The 21,991-nt window shown below is 73.1% G+C and carries 21 protein-coding genes; 17 read left to right on the top strand and 4 right to left on the bottom strand.

Annotated features, from left to right (window positions below; all coding sequences use genetic code 11):
* The first annotated feature begins 2 nt into the window (after nt 1-2).
* From K6U06_RS11465 to K6U06_RS11530, 14 genes are all read left to right on the top strand, one after another.
* Nucleotides 3-1,055, top strand: a complete 1,053-nt coding sequence (locus K6U06_RS11465; RefSeq protein WP_262322070.1) for an alpha/beta fold hydrolase — start codon at nt 3-5, stop codon at nt 1,053-1,055.
* The gene (locus K6U06_RS11470) at nt 1,052-1,921 is read left to right on the top strand and encodes a P1 family peptidase (RefSeq protein ID WP_262322071.1); all 870 of its coding nucleotides are present in this window, start codon (nt 1,052-1,054) and stop codon (nt 1,919-1,921) included. Before K6U06_RS11465 ends, K6U06_RS11470 begins: the two co-directional genes overlap by 4 nt.
* A gap of 40 nt (nt 1,922-1,961) precedes the next feature.
* On the top strand, nt 1,962-2,558 hold the full coding sequence (locus K6U06_RS11475) for a uracil-DNA glycosylase (RefSeq protein ID WP_262322072.1): 597 nt from the start codon (nt 1,962-1,964) through the stop codon (nt 2,556-2,558).
* Complete coding sequence (tsaE, locus tag K6U06_RS11480) at nt 2,555-3,058, top strand: tRNA (adenosine(37)-N6)-threonylcarbamoyltransferase complex ATPase subunit type 1 TsaE (protein ID WP_262322073.1); 504 nt, start codon at nt 2,555-2,557, stop codon at nt 3,056-3,058. The genes K6U06_RS11475 and tsaE overlap by 4 nt, the downstream gene beginning before the upstream one ends.
* Nucleotides 3,055-3,741 carry a tRNA (adenosine(37)-N6)-threonylcarbamoyltransferase complex dimerization subunit type 1 TsaB gene (gene tsaB / locus K6U06_RS11485; RefSeq protein ID WP_262322074.1) on the top strand — a complete coding sequence of 229 codons (687 nt, stop codon included), beginning with the start codon at nt 3,055-3,057 and terminating at the stop codon, nt 3,739-3,741. The genes tsaE and tsaB overlap by 4 nt, the downstream gene beginning before the upstream one ends.
* Complete coding sequence (rimI, locus tag K6U06_RS11490; protein ID WP_262322075.1) at nt 3,734-4,336, top strand: ribosomal protein S18-alanine N-acetyltransferase; 603 nt, start codon at nt 3,734-3,736, stop codon at nt 4,334-4,336. Before tsaB ends, rimI begins: the two co-directional genes overlap by 8 nt.
* Entirely contained in the window at nt 4,333-5,340 is a 1,008-nt protein-coding gene (gene tsaD, locus K6U06_RS11495) for a tRNA (adenosine(37)-N6)-threonylcarbamoyltransferase complex transferase subunit TsaD (protein WP_262322076.1), read from the top strand. The genes rimI and tsaD overlap by 4 nt, the downstream gene beginning before the upstream one ends.
* 25 nt (nt 5,341-5,365) lie before the next feature.
* Entirely contained in the window at nt 5,366-6,103 is a 738-nt protein-coding gene (locus tag K6U06_RS11500; protein WP_262322077.1) for an SDR family NAD(P)-dependent oxidoreductase, read from the top strand.
* 118 nt (nt 6,104-6,221) lie between these two features.
* Nucleotides 6,222-6,515: a co-chaperone GroES gene (gene groES / locus K6U06_RS11505; protein ID WP_262322078.1), complete on the top strand. Its 294-nt coding sequence runs from the start codon at nt 6,222-6,224 to the stop codon at nt 6,513-6,515.
* A complete protein-coding gene (gene groL, locus K6U06_RS11510) occupies nt 6,515-8,176 on the top strand; it encodes a chaperonin GroEL (RefSeq protein WP_262322079.1) in 1,662 nt (553 codons plus the stop codon). The genes groES and groL overlap by 1 nt, the downstream gene beginning before the upstream one ends.
* A 119-nt stretch (nt 8,177-8,295) precedes the next feature.
* On the top strand, nt 8,296-8,505 hold the full coding sequence (locus K6U06_RS11515) for a hypothetical protein (protein WP_262322080.1): 210 nt from the start codon (nt 8,296-8,298) through the stop codon (nt 8,503-8,505).
* The gene (locus K6U06_RS11520) at nt 8,498-9,229 is read left to right on the top strand and encodes an NUDIX hydrolase (RefSeq protein ID WP_262322081.1); all 732 of its coding nucleotides are present in this window, start codon (nt 8,498-8,500) and stop codon (nt 9,227-9,229) included. The genes K6U06_RS11515 and K6U06_RS11520 overlap by 8 nt, the downstream gene beginning before the upstream one ends.
* A 77-nt stretch (nt 9,230-9,306) precedes the next feature.
* Nucleotides 9,307-10,347, top strand: a complete 1,041-nt coding sequence (locus K6U06_RS11525; RefSeq protein ID WP_262322082.1) for a hypothetical protein — start codon at nt 9,307-9,309, stop codon at nt 10,345-10,347.
* Nucleotides 10,348-10,474: 127 nt separating this feature from the next.
* Complete coding sequence (locus K6U06_RS11530) at nt 10,475-11,638, top strand: GuaB3 family IMP dehydrogenase-related protein (protein WP_262322083.1); 1,164 nt, start codon at nt 10,475-10,477, stop codon at nt 11,636-11,638.
* A gap of 35 nt (nt 11,639-11,673) precedes the next feature.
* Here K6U06_RS11530 and K6U06_RS11535 read toward each other — a convergent pair whose 3' ends face one another.
* A complete protein-coding gene (locus K6U06_RS11535) occupies nt 11,674-13,302 on the bottom strand; it encodes a sensor domain-containing diguanylate cyclase (protein ID WP_262322084.1) in 1,629 nt (542 codons plus the stop codon).
* Nucleotides 13,303-13,384: 82 nt separating this feature from the next.
* Nucleotides 13,385-13,909: a CGNR zinc finger domain-containing protein gene (locus K6U06_RS11540; protein WP_262322085.1), complete on the bottom strand. Its 525-nt coding sequence runs from the start codon at nt 13,907-13,909 to the stop codon at nt 13,385-13,387.
* 128 nt (nt 13,910-14,037) lie between these two features.
* Between K6U06_RS11540 and K6U06_RS11545 the strand changes: the two genes are divergently transcribed.
* The gene (locus K6U06_RS11545; protein ID WP_262322086.1) at nt 14,038-14,271 is read left to right on the top strand and encodes a hypothetical protein; all 234 of its coding nucleotides are present in this window, start codon (nt 14,038-14,040) and stop codon (nt 14,269-14,271) included.
* 56 nt (nt 14,272-14,327) lie between these two features.
* On the top strand, nt 14,328-16,811 hold the full coding sequence (locus K6U06_RS11550) for a UvrD-helicase domain-containing protein (RefSeq protein ID WP_262322087.1): 2,484 nt from the start codon (nt 14,328-14,330) through the stop codon (nt 16,809-16,811).
* On the opposite strand, the gene K6U06_RS11555 is transcribed toward K6U06_RS11550, so the two are convergent.
* Nucleotides 16,798-19,224, bottom strand: a complete 2,427-nt coding sequence (locus K6U06_RS11555; protein WP_262322088.1) for an FUSC family protein — start codon at nt 19,222-19,224, stop codon at nt 16,798-16,800. The genes K6U06_RS11550 and K6U06_RS11555 overlap by 14 nt on opposite strands.
* A 224-nt stretch (nt 19,225-19,448) precedes the next feature.
* On the opposite strand from K6U06_RS11555, the gene K6U06_RS11560 reads away from it, so the two are divergent.
* A complete protein-coding gene (locus tag K6U06_RS11560) occupies nt 19,449-20,312 on the top strand; it encodes a class I SAM-dependent methyltransferase (protein ID WP_262322089.1) in 864 nt (287 codons plus the stop codon).
* 31 nt (nt 20,313-20,343) lie between these two features.
* Here K6U06_RS11560 and K6U06_RS11565 read toward each other — a convergent pair whose 3' ends face one another.
* Entirely contained in the window at nt 20,344-21,861 is a 1,518-nt protein-coding gene (locus K6U06_RS11565; RefSeq protein ID WP_262322090.1) for an LCP family protein, read from the bottom strand.
* Between the last annotated feature and the right edge of the window lie 130 nt (nt 21,862-21,991).

Consider the following 21,991-nt stretch of genomic DNA (forward strand, 5'->3'; position numbering starts at 1 on the left):
CGATGCCCAACCGCACCCGCCGGTCGCTGATCGGCCTCGGCATCGGCGCCGTGGGCGTCGCGGGCGCCGGTCTGGCCGGACAGGTCCTGGCCCGCCGGGCGCTGCCCGCCCTCGAGGCGCGCGCCCCCGGCGCCCGTCCCGCCGGGATCCGCGAGCAGCGCCTCCGGATGGACGACGGGGCCTCCCTCCGGGTCCTCCAAGCCGGCCCCGACCCCACGCCCGGCTCAAGCCGCCCGCCGGTGGTCCTCCTCCACGGCATCACCCTCGGCGCCGACATCTGGCACCGGCAGATGTCGGACCTGGCCGGCGCCGGCCACCCGGTCGTGGCCTATGACATGCGCGGCCACGGCGGCTCCGACGGCGCGCAGCTGACCTTCGCCCGGCTGGTCGCCGACTTGGAAGAGGTCCTCTCGCAGCTGGACCTGGCCCGAGTGGTGCTCGTCGGGCACTCGATGGGCGGGATGATCGCCATCAAGGCGTTGTCCTCGGACCGGGTGACCGCGTCGGGACGGGGCCGGGTCGCGGCGCTCGGGCTGGTCGCCACGTCGGCCAACCCGGTCAGCGGGTCGGGGGTCCCCGGCGCCCGGGTGGTGGCCCGCACCCTGCAGCCGCTGCTGGCCCGCACCGCGTGGCTGGCGTCGCGGATCCCGGGACCCACGCTGCCCAAAGCCGACCTCGCCTACCTCCTGGCCCGGGTCAACTTCGGCGACGACCCGCTGCCCTCGGAGGTCGCGCTGACCCAGCAGCTGGTGACCGACGTCCGGGCCCACGTCACCGGCGAGCTGATCGTGGAGATCCTCCGCTTCGACGACCTGGCGGCCCTGCGCCACGTGGACCTGCCCGCCGCGGTGGTGGTCGGCACCCGGGACCTGGTGACCCCGGTCCGCCACGGGCGGGCCCTGGCCGACGCGATCGGCGGGGCGGAACTGACGGTCCTCGAGGGGTGCGGCCACATGGTCATGAACGAACGCCCCGCCGAACTGCTCGACGCCATCACCGACCTGGCGGCTCGGATCCCGCCCGCCGACCGGCGCCCGGCCGGCGCCGCCCGATGACCCTCGAGGGGGTCGCCGTCGGCCACTGGGAGGACCGCGCGGCGCGCACCGGGGTGAGCGTCGTGGTGCTGCCGCCGGGCACCGTCGCGTCGGGGGAGATCCGCGGCGGAGCGCCGGGCACCAGGGAATGGGCCCTCCTCGACCCCGGCGCGACCGTCGGCGCCGTCGACGCGGTGGTGCTGACCGGCGGCTCGGCGTTCGGGCTGGCGGCGTGCGACGGCGTGGTGCGCTGGTGCGAGCAGCAGGGCCGGGGCTGGCCTACCCCCGCCGGCCCGGTCCCGATCGTGGTCGGGATGGTCCTCTACGACCTGTCGGTCGGCGACCCGGCCCGCCGTCCCGGGCCCGACGAAGGCGTCTCGGCGTGCCAGGCGGCGACCGCGGGAGCGGGACGCAGCGGCGCGCTCGGAGCCGGGACCGGAGCGACGGTGGGGAAGTGGCGTCCAGGGCACGAGTCGCCCGGCGGCCTCGGAACCGCCGACACCGACGACGGCGGGGTCACCCTGCGAGCCGTGTTCGCGGTCAACGCGCTCGGCGACCTGCGCGGCCCGGGCCTCGACCCCGACCTGCCGCCGTTCCCGCCGGCGGGGTCGGAGGGCACCAACACCACCGTCGGCGTGGTGGTCACCGACGCGGCCCTGACCAAAGGCGAGTGCCTGCTGCTGGCCCGCGCCGCTCACGACGGCATGGCCCGAGCCCTCGAACCGGTGCACACCGCCTACGACGGCGACGCAGTGGTCGTCGCGGCCACCGGCACCGCCGGGCCGGCGTCACTCGACCGCCTCCGGGTCCTCACCGCCAGGGTCGTCGAAACGGCCATCCGCCGTGGCGTCGAGGCGGGCCGGGCCGACTGGGCGCCCCCGGCGTGAGTGCCGGAGCTGCACCGGAGGGCGCCGGTACGATGACCGGATGGCCTCCACCACGGGCGACCCCGTCATCGAGGCCCTCGCCGTCCTCGCCGCCGACGCGGCGGGGTGCACCCGCTGCCCGCTGGCCGCGACCCGGACCACCGTGGTGTTCGGCGAGGGCGACCCCCACGCCGGGATGATGGTGGTGGGGGAAGGGCCGGGGCGCGAAGAGGACCTGCAGGGCCGCCCGTTCGTCGGCCGCTCCGGCCAGCTCCTCGACCGGCTCCTGGCCGAGGAGGCCGGTCTGCGTCGCGAGCAGGTCTACATCGCCAACGTCGTCAAGTGCCGCCCGCCCGGCAACCGGGACCCCGAACCGGCGGAGATCGAGGCGTGCGGCTCCTACCTCGCAGGCCAGGTCGCCCAGATCCGGCCCCGGGTGGTCCTGACCCTCGGGAACTTCTCGACCCGGACGCTGCTGGCCACCAAGGAAGGCATCACCAAGCTGCGGGGCCGTCCCCACCCGTGGGGTCCCGACGGCACCGTGGTGCTGCCCACCTTCCACCCGGCCGCTGCGCTGCGCGGCGGCGGCGAGGTCCTGGCCCGGATGCGGGCCGACTTCGTGCGGGCCAAGGAGCTGCTCGCGGCGGCCGGGCTGTGACCGACGAGCTGGTGGTGGAGACCGACGGTCCCGCCGCCACCCAGGCGGTCGCCGCCGCGCTGGTGGCGTTCATCGCCGCCGGCGACGTGGTGATCCTCGGCGGGGACCTAGGCGCCGGCAAGACCGCGTTCACGCAGGGGCTGGCCCGGGCCGCCGGCGTCGACGAGGTCGTCACCAGCCCCACCTTCACCCTGCTGCGTCCCTACCGCACCGCGATCGGCCCCGACCTCCTCCACGCCGACGTCTACCGCTTGGAGCAGCTGCGTGAGGTCGTCGACCTCGGGCTGCCCGAGCAGCTCGAGGACGGCGCGTTCGCGGTTATCGAATGGGGGGAGCGAGCCGCCCCCGCCCTGGCCCCTGACGTGCTGGCGGTCACCATCGACTTCGGCGCCGGTGACAACGACCGGCGTCTGCGCATCCGCCCGGAAGGCCCGAGTTGGGCGGCGCGCTGGCCGCAGGTGCGCGCCGCGCTGGCCGGCGTCGGGGCGGTGGCCCGATGATCGTCCTGGCGCTCGACACCGCGACCCCGCAGGTCGGTGTGGCGTTGTGCGGTCCCGACGGGCCCCTGGCGTCTCTCCACGTGCGCGACGCCCGCCGGCACGGCGAGCTGCTCGCCCCGGCGGTCGAGACGGTCTGCCGGATGGCCGGAGTAGCGCTTCGCGAGGTCGGGATGGTCGCGGCCGACGTCGGGCCGGGCCTGTTCACCGGGCTGCGGGTCGGGTTGTCGACCGCCAAGGCGCTGGCGTCGGCCCTCGGGCTCCCCGCCGCCGGCTTCACCTCCACCGAGATCCTCGCCGCCGCCCACGCCGGCGTCGACCGGCCGGTCGCGGCGGTGGTCGACATCCGCCGCCGCGAGGTGGCGTGGGGGCTCTACGAGCCGTCCGGGGCGGCGATGAGAGAGGTGCACGGACCGCAGCGCGCCGAACCCGCCGAACTCGCCGCGCTCTTGGCTGGCATGGACTCCGGGGTGCTGGCGGTCGGCGACGGGGCGCTGCGCTACGCCGCGGACATGGGCAAGGTCGCGTTGGGCGGCCCCCTCGCCGCCCACCCGTCGGCCGAAGTGCTCGGCCAGCTGGCGCTGCAGCACCCAGAGCGCGCCGGGGCGGCCCAGACGCTCGCCCCCTGCTACCTGCGGGACGCGGACGTGCGCATCGGATGGCAGCAGGCCCCTGACCATGGTTGACCCCGACGACCCGGCCCTCGACGACCCCGACGCGCAAGGCGCCGGCCCCGTCGGCGACCCCGAAGACGTCGAGGTCCGCCTGGTCCCGCTCCGGCGCCGGCATCTCCGGTCGGTGATGCGCATCGAGGCTCAGGTGTACCCCCACCCCTGGACGCTGCCGCTGTTCATGAGCGAGCTGGCGTTGCGCTCCACCCGCACCTACGTCGGTGCCCGGGTAGAGGGGGCGGTGGTCGGCTACGCCGGGCTGATGTACACCGGCGACGAGTCGCACGTGACCACCATCGCCGTCGACCCTCGCTGGCACCGCCACAAGATCGGCAGCCGGATGCTGGCCCACCTGGTGCGCGTCAGCCGGGAACGCGACGTGAAGCACATGACCCTCGAGGTCCGCGTCGCCAACACCGGCGCCCAGGCCATGTACCGCAAGTTCGGCTTCGAGCCGGCCGGCATCCGCAAGAACTACTACGCGGAGACCAAGGAGGACGCGCTTATCATGTGGGTGCACGACATCGACACCGACGAGTACCTGGCCCGCCTGGTGCGGATCGAGGCCGGGTTCCCCGGGACGACCATCGTCGAGGACGGCCGGCAGTGACGGTGGTCCTCGCCATCGAGACGTCCTGCGACGAGACCGCCGCCGCGGTCGTCGAGGACGGCCGGGTGGTCCGCTCGTCGGTGGTCTCCAGCCAGATCGACCTGCACGCCCGTTTCGGCGGCGTGGTCCCCGAGGTCGCCGGCCGGGCCCACCTCGAGTCGCTCACCGCGGTCGTGGACGAGGCGTTGGAGCAGGCCGGCACCACCGGGGCCGGGATCGACGCGGTCGGGGTGACCATCGGCCCCGGCCTGATCGGCTCGCTGCTCGTCGGGGTCGCCGCCGCGAAGGCCTACTCGCTGGCGTGGGAGGTGCCCTTCGTCGGCGTCAACCACCTCGAAGGCCACCTCCACGCCGCGTTTCTCGAGGACCCGGACCTGGCCCTGCCGGCGGTGGTCCTGCTCGTGTCGGGCGGCCACACCATGCTCATCCACATGCAGCGCGACGGCACCTACCGGCTGCTCGGCCAGACCATCGACGACGCGGCGGGGGAGGCGTTCGACAAGGTCGCCCGCTACCTGGGTCTCGGCTACCCGGGCGGTCCGGTCATCGACCGCCTGGCCGCCGACGGCGACCCGCACGCCATCGCGTTTCCTCGCGGGCTGCGCGGCGCCGGGCTGGACTTCTCCTTCTCCGGGCTGAAGACCAGCGTGGTCACCTGGGTGCGCAAGCACCCCGACGCTCCCGTCGCCGACGTCGCCGCCTCGTTCCAAGAGGCGGTCGTCGACATCCTGGTCGAGAAGACCCGCCAGGCCGCGGCGGCCGTCGGCGCCAAGGCCATCGCCATCGGCGGCGGCGTCGCGGCCAACTCGTCGCTGCGGGCCCGCATCCAGGCCGCCGCGGAGGACGACGGCCGAGGCGCGTTCATCCCGAGCCGGGCGATGTGCACCGACAACGCGGCGATGGTCGGAGCGACCGCCTGGTACCGGCTGCGCGCCGACGGGCCCACCCCCCTCACCGCGGCCGCTGACCCGAACCTCCGGCTGGCGGTGATCGCCGGCGGGTAGCCGCCGAGGACGTAGGGTCCCCCGGATGGGAGCGCTAGACGGCAAGGTCGCGTTGGTCACTGGTTCCTCGAGCGGGATCGGCGAGGCGGTGGCCCGCCTGTTCGCGGCGGAAGGCGCCCGGGTGGCGGTGAACTCGGCTCGCTCCGTCGACGCCGGGCGGGCCGTCGCCGACTCGCTGTCCGGCGCCGTATACGTCCAAGGCGACATCGCCGACCCCGGCGACGTCGAGCGGATGCTCGACGCGGTGTCGTCGGCTTTCGGCGGCCTCGACGTGTTGGTCAACAACGCCGGGACCACCGAGAAGATCCCCCACCGCGACCTCGACGCGGCGACCGTCGAGGTGTGGAGGCGGATCTTCGAGGTCAACGTGTTCGGGACCTGGCTGCTCAGCCAGCAGGCGATGCCGCTGCTGCGCGCCGGCGCCGGAGGCGCCATCGTCAACGTGTCCTCCCTGGCCGGGCTGCGGCCCCTCGGGAGCAGCATCCCCTACGCGGCGTCGAAGGCCGCGCTCAACCACCAGACCGTGCTGCTGGCCAAGGCCGTCGGCCCCGAAGTCCGGGTCAACGCGGTGGCGCCGGGACTGATCACCACCCCGTGGACCGCGACCTGGGACGCGGAGCACGCCGGGATCGCCGCGGCGGCGCCGCTCAAGCGGGTCGGGACCGCCGAAGACGTGGCCCACGTCGTGTTGTCCCTCGCCACCGCGGCCTACGTGACCGGCCAGATCGTCGCCGTGGACGGCGGCTCGCAGCTGGTCCTTTGACCGCTGCGGGGCTGCGGTTGAACTAGCGGCCCAACATCGGTATCGTTAGCACTCGCATACCGCGAGTGCTAACGGCGCCGGAAGCCCTCCGACGTCCCCGAGTGCCAATGGAGGCCCAATGAGTCTGCAGCCGCTCGACGATCGTATCGTCGTCCGCCCGAGCGAGGCCGAGGAGACGACCGCGTCTGGTCTCGTCATCCCCGACACCGCAAAAGAGAAGCCCCAGCAGGGAGAGGTCCTTGCCGTGGGCCCCGGCCGCCGTGCCGAGAGCACCGGCGAGCTGATCCCCCTCGACATCGCCGTCGGCGACAAGGTCGTGTACTCCAAGTACGGCGGCACCGAGATCACCGTCGAGGGTGAGGACCTCCTCATCCTGACGAGCCGCGACGTCCTGGCCAAGGTAGGTAAGTAGTGCCCAAGCAGCTCAAGTTCGACGAGCACGCTCGCCGCGGACTCGAGGCGGGCGTCAACAAGCTGGCGGACGCCGTCAAGGTCACCCTCGGGCCGAAGGGCCGCAACGTGGTGATCGACAAGAAGTTCGGCGCCCCCACGATCACCAACGACGGCGTCACCATCGCCCGGGAGATCGAGCTGGAGGACGCCTTCGAGAACATGGGCGCCCAGCTGGTCAAGGAGGTGGCCACCAAGACCAACGACGTGGCCGGTGACGGCACCACCACCGCCACCGTCCTGGCCCAGGCGCTGGTGCGCGAGGGTCTGCGCAACGTGGCCGCCGGCGCCAGCCCGACCTCCCTCAAGCGGGGCATCGACAAGGCCGTCGCGGCCGCCGTCGAGGCCATCGCCGGGCAGGCCAAGGACGTCGACGACAAGAGCGAGATCGCCCAGGTCGCCTCCATCTCCGCGGCCGACAGCAACATCGGCGAGGTCATCGCGGATGCCATCGACAAGGTCGGCAAGGACGGTGTGGTCACCGTCGAGGAGTCCAACACCTTCGGTCTGGAGCTCGACTTCACCGAGGGCATGCAGTTCGACAAGGGGTACCTGTCCCCGTACTTCGTGACCGACCCCGAGCGCCAGGAGGCCGTCCTCGACGACCCGTACATCCTGATCGCCAACTCGAAGGTCTCCGCGGTCCACGATCTGGTGCCGGTGCTCGAGAAGGTCATGCAGTCGGCCAAGCCGCTGCTGATCATCGCCGAGGACGTCGAGGGCGAGGCCCTCGCCACGCTGGTCGTCAACAAGATCCGCGGCACGTTCACCTCCGTGGCGGTCAAGGCCCCCGGCTTCGGTGAGCGCCGCAAGGCCATGCTCGGCGACATCGCCATCCTCACCGGCGGTCAGGTCATCTCCGAAGAGGTCGGCCTGAAGCTGGAGAGCACCACCATCGACCTGCTCGGCCGGGCCCGCAAGGTCGTGGTCGACAAGGACAACACCACCATCGTCGAGGGTGCCGGCAGCGAAGGCGACGTCAAGGGCCGTATCGCCCAGATCAAGCGCGAGATCGACGAGACCGACTCCGACTGGGACCGCGAGAAGCTGCAGGAGCGGCTGGCCAAGCTGTCCGGCGGCGTCGCGGTGGTCAAGGTCGGCGCGGCCACCGAGGTCGAGCTCAAGGAGAAGAAGCACCGGATCGAGGACGCCCTGTCCGCGACCCGGGCGGCCATCGAGGAGGGCATCGTCCCCGGCGGTGGCACCGCGCTGATCCGCAGCCGCTCGGCGATCCAAAAGACGGTCGACTCCCTCGTCGGCGACGAGGCCACCGGTGCCCGCATCGTGCTGCGCGCCGTCGAGGAGCCCCTCAAGTGGATCGCCTTCAACGCCGGGCTCGAGGGCTCGGTCGTGATCCAGCGGGCCGAGTCGGAGTCCGGCAACGTCGGGCTCAACGCGGCCACCGGCGAGTGGGTCGACTTGGTCAAGGCCGGCGTCATCGACCCGGCCAAGGTGACCCGCTCCGCGCTGCAAAACGCGGCGTCGATCGCCGGCCTGCTCCTCACCACCGAGGCGCTGGTCGCCGACAAGCCCGAGAAGCCCAACCCGGCAGCAGCCGCGGCCGCGGCCGCAGCTGGCGGCGGGATGGGCGGCATGGGCGGCATGGGCGGGATGGGCTTCTAAGCCCGACCGTCACAAACCGCAGTACCCGAAGGCCCGGACCGCTCACGCGGTCCGGGCCTTTGTGCTGAACGGGTCCGGGGCGGGCCGGCGACCGGGCTGGCATCCCGTACTCTTAGGGCATGGAACGCCCCGCCCCCGACCCCGCCAAGCTGCTCGAAGCGTGGATGGAGTGGGAAAAAGGTGAGGCCCTCCCCGGCCGCACCATGAGCACGTTCAAGACCGGCGGGCTGCGCGACATCCTCGAGGGGCTCGTCGCCGAACGCCAGGCGCTCGTCGGCGAGGTCGCCGAAGGACCGGCCGAAGCGGAGAGCTGGACGCCGGTTGTCTGATCCGGCAGCCGCCGGATCCCCCCCGCCCGCCGCCCGCGGCGGACCCCAGCGCATCCCCCGCCCGCCGGGCTGGCGCCTCGGCGCCGGCCCCGAATGGGCCCGCCCCGACGCCCGCCGCCCCGGGCGGGTCGACGTGGCGATGATCCGCTCCGCTCTGGCCCGCCCGCTGCCCCCGACCCAGGACGACGCGACGCTGCCCGTCGAGCTGCCGAGTCAGTCGCGCCGGCCCGCCGCGGTGCTCTGCGCCCTCTACGACGACGACGGCGACGCCCACGTCGTGCTGACCCGCCGTTCTGGCCGGATGCGGACCCACACCGGCGAAGTGTCGTTCCCCGGGGGTCGGCTGGAAGAGGGGGAGGAGCCGCTGGCGGCCGCGCTCCGCGAGGCCGACGAGGAGATCGGCCTCGACCCGTCCCTAGTCGAGATCGTCGGGCAGCTGTCGCCGCTGTCCACGCTGACCAGCCGGGCCGGGATCACCCCGTTCGTGGGTGTGCTGCCGGCTCGTCCGGCACTGCGCGCCAACCCCTCCGAGGTGGAGGCGGTCCTGCTCGTCCCCGTCGTCGAGCTGTGGGACCCGGCGGTGTTCCACGAGGAGCTTTGGCCCCGCCCCGACGCCGCCCTCCACCCGGTCAACTTCTTCGACCTGGTCGGCGACACCGTGTGGGGCGCGACCGGCCGGATGCTGCGGGAGCTCCTGGACCGCCTGTGGGCCGCCGTCGGCTGACCGGGCGCCTCCGCCGGTGCGGGGCGGCGGGGCCCTGGTGCTCGCAGGCGCGACCAGGCCGGTACCCTGGGGAGGTCATGATCTGTCCCCGCTGCGGCACCGTCCAGCCCGACGACGCGCAACGCTGCGGCCGTTGCCGCGGCAGCCTGGCCAGGCCTTCGTCGGAGCCGGCGCCGGTCGCTGCGGTCGGGTCGCCGACGCGGCGCGGCGCCCTACGCCAGCGTGCCGCGGGCGTAGTGGTCGACACCCCGAGGATCAAGCAGGGCCGCCCCTCGGCGCTGACCCCGGCGCCCGGCGCCCCGGCCCCCGCCGGCCAGGTCCCCAACCGCGGCGCGCTCGGCGCTCCGGTCGGCGCCCCCACCCCGGTCCCGGCGCCGCAAGCGCCCGACGGCTACGGACACCGTCCCGGCTACCCGGCGCCGCCCGCCCAGGCCGGCTACCCGCCTCCGCCCGCCGCCCAGGGCGCTTACCCGCCGGGGGCCGTCTACCCGCCTCCGCCCGGCGCCCAGGGCGCTTACCCGCCGCCGGGCGGCTACCCGCCTCCCCCGCCCCCGGCGGGGTATCCGTCTCCCGCCGGCGCGTACCCGCCGCCTGGCTATCCCCCTCCCGGCGGACCGGCCGGCTACCCGCCGCCCCCCGGCCCCGCCGGTTACCCGCCGCCGCCGGCGCAGAGCGGGTACGCCCCGCCGGCCGCGCCGCCAGGCGGGTACCCGCCGGCGCAGGACCCGCAGCCCGAGCGGGCGGAGCGCACCGCCCCCGCCGGGGCTCCGCCCGGACCGGGCGACCCCGGATGGCCGCCCCCGCCCCGCCCGTGGCAGGAGCCGGCGCCGGCAGCCGCCCCGTGGGCCCAGCCCGCCCAGGCCAACGCCGCCCCGCCGGCGACGGGATGGGCGCCTCCGCCGGCGTGGGCGCCGGCGGGAGGACCCCCGGTCGCGCCACCACCGCCGCCGTCTTGGCGCCACGGCGGGGACCCGCAGGCCGCCCCGAACGGCGAGGACAGCCCCCAGAGCGATACCCGCTCCGACGGGGAACGGAAGTCCCACGAGCGCGAGCGGGACCGCCCCGGCGGCCAGGCCAAGGGGTGGCCGTCGGCGAGCTGGGACGGCGCGGAGGAGTAGGCGCCTCAAACGCGCCCGGTTCCGGCGGATATTTCGCTTCGGTGCGCCACGCGTCACTGACGGTGACCGCTGCCAGCCCCTAGGCTTGCACCACCCCAAAAGGACGCGCACGCAAGGGAGCTATCAGGTGGCCGAGGTCGAAATAGGACGTGGTAAGTCAGGGCGAAGGGCCTACGGGTTCGATGACATCGCCATCGTCCCCAGCCGGCGGACCCGCGATCCCGAGGACGTGGACATCAGCTGGGAGATCGACGCCTACCGCTTCGAGCTGCCCCTGATGGGCTCGGCGATGGACGGCGTCATCAGCCCCGCGACCGCCATCGAGATCGGCCGCCTCGGCGGCGTCGGCGTGCTCAACCTGGAAGGCATCTGGACCCGCTACGAGGACCCCGAGCCGCTGCTCGACGAGATCTCTCACCTCGACACCGACAAGGCCACTGCCCGGATGCAGCAGATCTACAGCGAGCCGATCAAGCCGGAGCTGGTCACCCAGCGGGTACGGGAGATCAAGGAGGCCGGCGTCGTGTCCTGCGCGTCGCTGACCCCGCAGCGCACCGAGCAGTTCGCCCAGGCCCTCCTCGACGCCGAGCTGGACCTGTTCGTCATCCAGGGCACCGTGGTGTCCGCGGAGCACGTCTCCAAGACCGTGGAGCCGCTGAACCTGAAGCGGTTCATCCGCGAGTTCGACATCCCGGTGATCGTCGGCGGGTGCGCCTCCTACCAGGCCGCGCTGCACCTGATGCGCACCGGCGCGGTCGGTGTCCTCGTCGGCGTCGGCCCCGGCCACGCCTGCACCACCCGCGGCGTGCTCGGCCTCGGGGTTCCCCAGGCGACGGCCATCGCCGACGCCCGCGCCGCTCGCGCCCAGCACCTCGACGAGACCGGCGTGTACGTGCAGGTCATCGCCGACGGCGGGATGGGCACCGGCGGAGACATCGCCAAGGCGATCGTGTGCGGCGCCGACGCGGTGATGATCGGCTCGCCGCTGGCCGCGGCCCACGAGGCGCCGGGGAAGGGCTACCACTGGGGCATGGCCACGTTCCATCCCACCCTGCCCCGCGGCGCCCGGGTGAAGACCACCACCCGCGGCTCGCTGCAGGAGATCCTGGTCGGTCCCGCGCACGAGAACGACGGCCGGCTCAACCTGTTCGGGGCGCTACGGACCTCGATGGCCACCTGCGGCTACGAGACGGTCAAGGAGTTCCAAAAGGCCGAGGTGATGGTCGCTCCCGCGCTGCAGACCGAAGGCAAGGTCCTGCAGAAAGCCCAGGGCGTCGGGATGGGCCACTAGCGGCCTGTTCGGGGGCGGCGCCTCCGCCGAGGGTCTCAGGCCGACGCGCCGAGGACCTCGAGCGACGGGCCCGCCCCCGCCTTGCAGCGGTACATCGCCCGGTCGGCCGCCCTCACCAGCACGTCGAGGTCGTCGATGCCGCCGATGCTCCACGCCACGCCCACACTGGCCCGCAAGTCGAGCTCCAGAGACCCGACGCGGGCCTTGCCGGTCAGCGCGGCGGTGAGCCCCGCCGCGATGTCTACCGCCGCTTGGGCGGAGGGGACTCCCGGGCAGGCGACCAGGAACTCGTCGCCTCCCAGCCGTCCGACCCGGTCGCAGCGGCGCACCGCCCGGTTGAGCCGGCGGGCGGCCACCACCAGCACCTCGTCGCCGATGGCATGGCCGTGCGAGTCGTTGATGTTCTTGAACCGGTCGAGGTCGATGTAGACCACCGCCAGGCCGGGCTGTTCGGGGCGGTCCTCGGCGGCCAGAGCTTCGAGGGTGGTCATCACCGAGTGGCGGTTGGCGCAGCCGGTCAGCTCGTCGGTGGAGGCTCGACGTTCGAGCTCTCGGCGCAGGCGGACCCCGTCGGTCACGTCGGCCACGCAGGCGATGGCCCCGGTCACCCCGCCGGCGTCGTCGATCAGCGGCTCGATCTTCCACTCGCCGAGCACCGCGCTCGGGTCTTCGGGTCCTTGGATGCTGACTTGCACCTCCCGCCCGGCGTTGTCGGCCAGGACCGCGGCCACCGCCGCGGCCAGCAGCTGCCGGTCCGCTCCGCTGACCCGGGCCAGCACGTCGTCGAACGTGGCGGGGCGCACCCCGACGATGTCGACCAGGCGGGAGTTGGAGAACACCACGTCGCCGTCCCGGCCGATCTGCAACACCCCCACCGGCAGGGCCTGGGTCAGCCGGTCGAGGAGCCGCTGACGGCTGCGCACCGCCTCTTGGGCGGCCATCTCCTGGGAGATGTCGATCATGTCGGTGAGCACGCACAGCCGGCCGGGGTCGAACAGCAGGTTGTTGTTGGACACCTCGACCCATTTCCAGGTGCCGTCCCCGCAGCGGTGCCGTAGCCGCACCCGGCGGGGGGCCCGCTCGTCGCCGACCATCGACAGCCAGCTGTCGACGGCCACCGGCTGGTCGTCGGGGTGGATGAACTCGATGGAGGCGTGACCCTCCAGCTCGTCGCGCCGGAAGTCGAACATGGCGCAGGTCGCGTCGTCGACCTCGGTGATGTAGGCCCGGCGGTTCTTGGTCACCCGGCCGACCAGCGGGCGCTGACCGGGCGCCTCCTCCACCGCGGACCCTGCGGGGGCGGCCGCCGGGCTGCCGATCGGCCACAGCAGCAGGACGCACACGCCGTAGCGGGCCCGCAGGTTGACGGCGCTCAGCTGGGCTTCGCCCGCCCAGCCCCGCACCCGGATGGTCCCAGTCGCGTCGCCTTGGGTGGTCACCTGCTCCCAGGCCTGGAGCATGGCCAGGCGATCCTCGGGTTCGACCATGTCGAGGGGGACCCGACCGGAGTGGCCCCGGTTGGCGCCGATGCCGATCGCCTCGGGCATCGGCCGGTAGCGGGCGTCGTCGCCGAACGCCACCACCACCGCCTCGGGGTGGCCGGCCACCGCGGCGCGCAGCGACTGCTCCCAGGCGTCCATGTGCTCTTCTGAAGCGGTCCCCATCTCGCTCATATCGGCTACATCGGCCGGTTCCGGCGGGACCTGTAGCCCCGCCTGGCGCCGGTCGGGCCGGGGCCGGCCGGGGTCAGCTGGCCTTGGCGGCGCTGCGGCGTCGGCGGAACGCCGCCACGTTGGTGCGGGTGGCGCAGCGGTCCCCGCAGAAGCGCTTCGAGCGGTTCGGGGAGGTGTCGACGAACACCCGGTCGCAGTCGGGGGCCCCGCAAATCCCGAAACGGTTGGCCCCGAGCTGGGTGACCACGAGCATCAGACCGAACACCGACTCCGCGACCAGCGCCGCGCCGACCGCGGCTTCCTCGTTCACGTGGAGGTGCCAGCTGGTGTTGTCGTGACCGGAGATGCGCGGCGAGATCGGGTAACGGCCGAGCATCCGGTTGATCGAGCCGACCAGCGCCGGCTCGTCCCCGCCGGCGCCGGCCTCGAACACCTCCCGCAGCTCGCCGCGGGCCCGGCGCAGCACCGCTACGTCGCGCGAGGCGACCCGCGCCGCGGTCGCGGTCGACGGCCCGAGGTAGGCCCGCAGCTCGGCGTCGGTCGAGATGTCCGAGTTGACCAGATCCACGGCCCGGGAGGCGTAATGCCCAAAATCCATTTGTGCAGATTACTGGGTTCGACTACCGTAACTGCCAGCAGGGTGGTGTGCTCCTTACGGGAGGGCCGTCCTGCCGCCCAGCTCACACCCTGCCACCCGGCAGCCGTTCTCCCAGGGGAGGTCCCACCGTGCACACCGTCTGGTCCGCTCAGATGCTCATCGACGATCGCCGGCGCGGCCTCCTCGACGCCGGGGACGCCTCCCGCCTGGCGCGCGCCGCCCGCCGAGGCGAGCGGCCCGCAGCCCGCTGCACGCCCCCCGCCGCCTCGGCGCTGCGCTCCGCGGTGGGCTGGTGGCTGGTCCACGCCGGGCTGCGCCTGGCGGCCGGCGCCCGGCCCGCGGTTCCCCGCCAGCCGGGCTGACCCAGGGTGGCGGGTGGCCTTCGGCGTCGGAGGCCTCCGGTACCCTGGGACGGGCCATGCCGCCCGCCGACCCGTCGTTCACCTCCGCCCTTTTCTCCTCACCGGCGCCGGCCGCGGGCGGCCTGCTCGACGGGCTCAACCCGGTGCAGGAGGAGGCGGTCACCCACCCGGGCGGCCCGCTGATGATCGTCGCCGGCGCCGGGTCCGGCAAGACCCGGGTGCTCACCCACCGCATCGCGTGGCTGATCCGCGAGCAGGGCGTGTCGCCCTTCGAGATCCTCGCCATCACCTTCACCAACAAGGCGGCCGAGGAGATGCGCCACCGGGTCAGCGACCTGGTCGGGCCCGTCGCCCGGCGGATGTGGGTGTCCACGTTCCACTCCGCGTGCGTGCGGATCCTGCGCCGCGACGCCGGCCGGCTCGGCTACCGGAGCAGCTTCAGCATCTACGACCAGGCCGACGCGGTGCGCCTCACCGGGTACGTGACGAGGGACCTGGGCCTGGACGGCAAGAAATTCCCGGCCCGGACCGTGCACGGGCTGATCTCCGCGGCCAAAAACGAGCTGGTCGACTTCGAGACCTACGCGGCGCGGGCCCGGACCATCCAGGAGCGGCGGGTGGCCGAGGTGTACAAGGAGTACCAGGCCCGGCTGCTGGCCGCGTCGGCCATGGACTTCGACGACCTGCTGCTGGTCACCGTCAACCTGCTCCACGCCTGCCCCGACGTGCTGGCCTACTACCAGCAGCGGTTCCGTCACGTCCTCGTCGACGAGTACCAAGACACCAACGCCGCCCAAAACGAGATCGTCCGGCTGATCGGCGACGGGTACCGCAACGTGTCGGTGGTCGGCGACGGCGACCAGTCGGTGTACCGGTGGCGGGGCGCGGACGTCCGCAACTTCTTGGAGTTCGAGCAGCGCTACCCCGACGCCACGGTGGTCATCTTGGAGCAGAACTACCGCTCCACCCAGACCATCCTCGACGCGGCCAACGCGGTCATCGCCAACAACCTGGCCCGAAAGCCCAAGGCGCTTTGGACCGAGCAGCTCGGCGGGGAGCTGATCACCGCCTACCACGCGGAGGACGAGCACGACGAGGGGGCGTGGGTGGCCAACGAGATCCTCCGGCTGCACTCGGAGGACCACGCGACGATCTCCCACACCTACCCGTGGGGCGACGTGGCGGTCTTCTACCGGACCAACGCGCAGAGCCGGTCGGTCGAAGAGGAGCTGGTGCGGCGCAACATCCCCTACAAGGTGGTGGGCGGCACCCGGTTCTACGACCGCCGCGAGGTCAAAGACGTCCTGGCCTACCTGCGGGCTTTGACCAACCCGGCCGACGAGGTGTCGCTCAAACGGGTCGTCAACACCCCAAAACGGGGTATCGGCGACACCAGCATCGCCCGGGTCGACCGCTGGGCCCGGGACCACGGCGTCGGGTTCTGGGAGGCGCTGGCCTCCGCGGAGGACGCCGGCGTCGGCGGCCGGGCCCTGACCGGGATCCGCCAGCTGCTCGCCCTGCTCGACGAGCTGCGAGCCATGATCCCCGCCGCGCCGGCGGTCCCCTCCGGCGACGACGACGACGACGACGACGGCGGCGATGGTGATGGCGCCGGCGACGCTGGCGATGGCGATGGCGCCGGCGACGCTGGCGGCGGCGAGAGTCCCGACGCGGCCGTCGCCGCGCCGGGCGGCGACCCGGGGTCGGTGGTGGATGCCGGCACCGGCGAGATGACGCCGGCGGGGGAGCGGTGGCGAGGTCCGGCGGGGCTCATCGAGGCGGTCCTGGAGCGCACCGGCTACCTGGCCGAGCTGCAAGCCGACCACACCGTGGAGGGCGCCGGGCGCATCGAGAACATCGAGGAGCTGATCGGCGCGGCCGGCGAGGCCGACACCCTCGAGCAGTTCCTCGAGCAGGTCAGCCTGGTCGCGGACAGCGACGAGCTGCAAGACGCCGACGAGTCCAAAGTGGTCCTGATGACGCTGCACACCGCCAAGGGCCTGGAGTACCCGGTGGTGTTCTTGATCGGCCTCGAAGACGGCGTCTTCCCGCACCTGCGCTCCCTGGGGGAGCCCGACGAGCTCGAGGAGGAGCGCCGCCTGGCCTACGTCGGTATCACCCGGGCCCGCGAGCGGCTCTACGTGACCCACGCCTGGTGCCGGTCCCTCTGGGGCCAGACCCAGTACAACCCGCCCAGCCGCTTCTTGAAGGAGATCCCCGAGGACCTGATGCGCGCCGCGGCCGGCAGCCGGCGCAGCACCCGCACCGGCGGGGGCGGCGGGTCGGGGTGGATGGCCCGGGCCAACCGGGAGGAGATCGTCGAGGCCGCGCTGCGCCGGGGCCGGACCTCGCCGGTGGCGGGCACCGGCGCCGACGGGCTGGGCCTGCGCACCGGGGAGACCGTCGTGCACGCCAAGTGGGGCGAGGGGGTGGTCACCGAGGTGCGAGGAGAGGGAGCCGACGCGGAGGCGACCGTACGCTTCCCGGGGCTGGGCGAGAAGCGGCTGCTGCTCTCCATGGCGCCGATCAAGCGGGCGTAACGCCGGCCCCGCCCCCGGACGGCCCGGCGGCTGGGCTGTCCCTATCGGCTGAGCCGTCACCGGCCGCCACCCCGACGAGGGCGGTGTCGTGGTCGTAGATCACCATGCCGAGCACGTCGGCCAGGCGGGCCAGCGTCCCGTCGAGGAGCATCAGGTCGCGCAGCACCATCGCGCCCGGCGACACCGACGCTGCGGTCTCGGCCAGCACGGCACGCTCGGCCCGGTCGAACAGCGCGGCGCTGCGGACGTAGGGGCCGGGGGTGCGCAGCTCGACGCGCTCGACCAGCGCGTCGAGCGAGCGGCGCAGCTGAGCGGACGCCTGCTCGATCACCGGGACCAAAGCGGGGCGGGCGCCGGGCCACGCGTCGAGGTCGACCGACAGGTTCCGGCCGTAGTTGCGCGCTGCGCCGGTCAACTCGAGGATCGAGTCGATCCTGTCGGAGTGATCCCCGAAGCTGGTGGGCCGCACCGGGCGGGCCGTCGCTACCAGCGCCTGGTAGGAAGCGTCGACGCTCCGGGCGCCGGAGCGCACGGCGGCCTTCGACGCCTCGTCGGGGCCGTCGGGACCGACGAGGACGGCCAAGGCGTCGGTGACCAGGTGACGCACGGCGTCGAGGGTCTGGGCGGTCGCGGTGCGCAGCACCCGGCTCGGACGCAGCGGCAGGATCAACAAGACGGTGACCATGGCGATCCCCCCGCCCACCGCGGTCTCCTTCAGGCGCAGCAACAGCAGGCTGCCGGAGTACTCGTCGAGCTGCACGTACAGCTGCGAGATCATCACCGTCAGGCCCAGCACGAAGAACGTGTAGTTGATCCGCATGAGATACAGCCCGACGAACAGCGAGACGAGGATCACCGCGATCGACACGTTGGTGTGGTGGCCGACTAGGCGCACCACCAGCGACCCGAGCCCGATGCCCACCGCCGTGCCGAGGACCCGGTAGAACGCCTTGTTGATCTGCTCGCCGACATGGTTGGTGCCCATGAACGCCAGGAAAGCGGCCAGCACCGCCCAGTAGAAGCGGCGGGGGGAGAGGACATCACCGACGGCGATCGCCGCGCTGACGGCCACGCCCACCTGGATGGCCGAGCGCAGGTACGGGGCCATGGCGACGCGGTCACCGAGGCGACGGCGGCTGGAGGTGAGCGAGGCGTCCGCGCTGACCGCGGCCGAGCCGGGCAGCCAGCCGGCGAAGAGAGCCACCGCCGGTTGGAAGGTCTGCTCGGGCTCGGGCCTGGCCACGTTCTCCCCGAGCGCCAGCCAGTCTCGCTGCGCGACGGTCAGATCGATGACCGAACCGGCGAAGCGGTGAGGGATCACCGCCGCGACCCGGTCGTCGTCGGGCTCGACGCAGGAATCCTGGGTCTCGCGCCGCAGCCGCCGTGCCCCCATCTCCGCCGCGGCCAGGTCGCCGCGGCGCAGGTCGGCCAGGATGCGGCCGACCATGGCCCGCCGGCCGGCAGGCAGATCCATGGACCGCAGGGCCACCGCGAAGCGGGCGATGTTGCTGAGGGCCAGTTCCATGTCGAACATCCGCTCGTGGAGGGCCTGGACCGCCCGGCCTCCGGGCACGGCGGCGGGGGTCAGCTGGGCGTCGATCATGAGGACCGACTCGTTGAGGCGAAGCAGCTGCCGGCGGATCTTCCTCTCCAGTCCCGCCGCCTCGGGCTGCTCGTTGATCCGCCACGCCAGGTCGAGCAGGCGACGGCTGCGCGCCACCCACGACCGCTGCGCCCGGAGGAGCGCCTTCGCGCTGTCGGGGCGGAACAGGGCGAAGCGCACGGCAAGCGAGCACAACGCCCCCACGAACAGCTCGGCTGCCAGCCACCCCGCGTCACCGACACCGATCTCGGCGTGGATGAAAAACCCCATGAAGCACCCGATGAACAGCAAAGCCCCGACGACGAACCCCCGCGGTCCGAAGCGGCGCAGATAGGTGCCGACGGTGACCGCGGCCGCGATGAGGCACAGCGACGCGAGGCGGTGACCGCCCACCGCCAGCCCGGCGGTCAGGGCCACGCCGAGGGCGACGGGCATGATGAGCGAGGTGACCAGCTGACCCCGGGCCGTGACGTCGGCCACACCGAACCCCGACATCATGCAGATGATCCCGCCGAGGAGCATGGCGATCACCAGCACCCCATGGTGCTGGGCGGCCACCAAAGCGGCCTGTTTCGCTGGGAGGCCAGCGCCGGCCCCGGCGACTTGGAGGGCGCCGGTGAGATGCACGAAGAGCCATTCCCCGCCGAGCGCGGCGGCGATGCCGACCACCGCCAGTCCCGCCGTGCGCAACCGGTTGAGGCCCGGGTCGGAGCCGACCAGAGGGTCGATGACCCGGCTCCAGCGGCTGACCCGGATCCGACGGGCCGCGCCGGGAGACGGGGAAGTCTGCTCCGGCGAGCTCAGCAGCACTGCGCTCCCTCGATCAGGGCGCGGTCAGCGGCGAGCAGCCGGCGGGAGCGAGCCACGAATTCGCGATCCCGCCGGCGCGCCTCGAAGTAGGCGTGCGGATCGGGACGCCCGGCGAGGCGCCCCGCCGCCGGGTGACGCCAACGCTCGGTGAAATCATGACGTCGCGATACCGCGACAGCACGGGCGCTTAAACCTCGGGCCCGGGCCGCTAGCATCGCCACCCCGTGAACGTCGAACGCCTGCGCGGCGTGGCCCTCAAGCGAACCAGCCGCGGTGCGGTCTGGCAGCACCCGCTGTTCAAGGCGGTCGCCCCGGCCGTCGACGCCGCCGACGCCGCGGTCCGGGCCGCCCGGGGCCTGTCGCACCTGCCGAAGTTCTCGATGCGCTCCCGGGCGATGGGGCCCACCCACCAGTTCGGCGGCCTCCACTTCGTCGCCTCCGGGCGGGCCACCGCCGCCCAGATCCGGGATATGACCGGGCTGCGCCCCGACGAGGACGTCCTCGAGATCGGCTGCAGCGTCGGGCGGATCGCGCTGGCGCTGGCCGAGTACCTCCAACCGGGCCGTTACACCGGCACCGACATCGACCGCCGGGCGATCGCCGCCTGCCTGACCAACCCGAAACTCGAGAGCTTCCGCTTCGAGGCGCAGGACGTGTTCAGCCTGGTCTACAACCCCGGCGGGCGGGCCCAGGGCCGCGACTACGTGTTCCCGTTCCCCGACGCCAGCTTCGACGTCGTGTTCCTCACGTCGGTGTTCACCCACATGCTCCCCGACGACATCGCCCAATACGCCCGGGAGATCCGCCGGATGCTCCGCCCCGGCGGTCGCCTGCTCTGCTCGGTGCTGGCCGAGGAGGGCCGGGACCTGGCCGCGCTGCCGGTGGCCCGCGACGGCTACCGGCTGCGCTCCGCGGAGTTCCCCGAAAACGCGGTCGCCTACCCCCTGGCCGAGATCGACCGGCTGATGGCCGGCGCCGGCATGGACCGCAGCGACGGGGGAGGGGCCGCGGCGTGGGCGCCGCCGGCCGACGACCACCTGCGCAGCCTGATGGAGCAGGACCTGCTGCTCTACGTCCCCCGGCGGTAGCGACCAGCCCGCCGGGCATCCCGCCGCCGGATCAGCAGGCGGGGACCGAGGTGAGCGGCGGGTGCGGCGGGAGGAGGTAGGTCGGCGCCGGCGGGGCGGTGGTCGGCGTGGTCGGGGCGGCGGTGCTCGGCGTGGTCGTCGAGGTGGTGCCGGCGATCCCGGCGAAGCTGGTGCCGGTGATGACCTCGAGGTTGTAGGGCGAGGAGGTCAAGGCATTGTCGACTTGCAGGGTCACTGCGCCGCTGATCTGGCGGGCGACTTGCTGGCCGGCGGCCAGCGAGTCCGGCGCGTAGAGCACCTCGGTGGTGGACGTCGACGGAGCCGCCTGGGCCAACACGGTGGTGTGGTAGCCGAGCTGGCTCAGCGCGGCGCCGGTCTTGGTGGCCTGCTCGCTCACCCCGCTGCCGTTGGCCACCTCGATGCTCACCGACGACGGCGTCACCGGCGTGGCCGGCTGCGGGATGGTAGTGGTCGTCGCCGGCGCCGCGCCGGCCGTGTCACCGAGGGAGTTGAACGCCGCGATCTGCTGGCCGGCTTCGGGCTGCTGGAACTGCAGGATGTCCTGGCCGCCCACCACCGCCGGGGTGGTGGCGAGGGTCGCGGTCTTGATCCCCGCCACGTCGACGGAACGGAACGTCTTGGCCAGCTCCAGCAGCGCCGAGGTGGACATCCCGGAGTCGACCTTGAGGTTCTTGGTGACCCCGCCGATGATGTCGTTGAGGGCGATCGGGTTGGTGAACTGCGACTTGGCCTTCGAGATCATCTTCTTCACGAAGAACTGCTGGCGCTGGATCCGGGCCAGGTCGCTGCTCGGCTGGGTGTGCCACGACCCGTTCAGGTAGTACTCGTAGAAGCGGGACCGGGCGAAGTCGAGGGCCAGGTTGCCGGTGAGGTTGACGCAGCCCGCGTTGGGGATGTGGAAGTCGGACTCCTCGCCGTCGCGGGCCGGGGTCGGGAAGTACACCGAGACGCCGCCGACCGCGTCGGTGATCTGCTGGAACGAGTCGAAGTTGACCTCGACGTAGTGGTCGATCGGGATCCCGACCTGGGACTCGATGGTCGACACGAGGAGGTTGGCGCCGCTGTCGAACGCCGCGTTGATCTTCTGCATCCCCATGCCCTGGACGTGCACGTACAGGTCCCGGGGGATCGACATGATCGACAGGGTCCGGGTGGCGGGCACCACCCGGACCAGCATGATGGTGTCGGAGCGCTGCCCTTGGGTGCCGTTGGGGCCGGTGGTGCCGCCGTACGCCGCGCCGTTGGCCAGGTTGCGGGTGTCGCTGCCCACCACCAGCAGCGTGAACGGCTTGCTGGTGCTGGTGTGCTTGCCTGACAGGCTCGGGATGCTGACGGTCTTGATCTGCCCGAGCCGCCAGTGGATGTAGCCGAACGCGCTGCCCGCGGCGATGATGCTGAGCGCCACCACGACGTTGACGCTGATCAGGATGCGCCGGGGCCAGCGCCGCACGACACCTACCGGCGGCAACCGCTTGTCAGCGGCGCGGCGCCGGGAGCTGGAGTGGCGGGCTGGGTACTGATCGGGCACGAGCAACCTCAAGCGGTAGGCGGCGTCCCGGGGCCCGCCCCCCGCCCAGGGCGCCGGGACCAGGCCCAACGGTAGTGGGGTGGTCGGAGAAGGTGGCGGCATCCCTTTCCGCTCGTGCATTTGAGGCCGC

It is taken from the genome of Acidiferrimicrobium sp. IK (genome assembly GCF_025499425.1).
Taxonomy (GTDB): Bacteria; Actinomycetota; Acidimicrobiia; order Acidimicrobiales; family Palsa-688; genus Acidiferrimicrobium.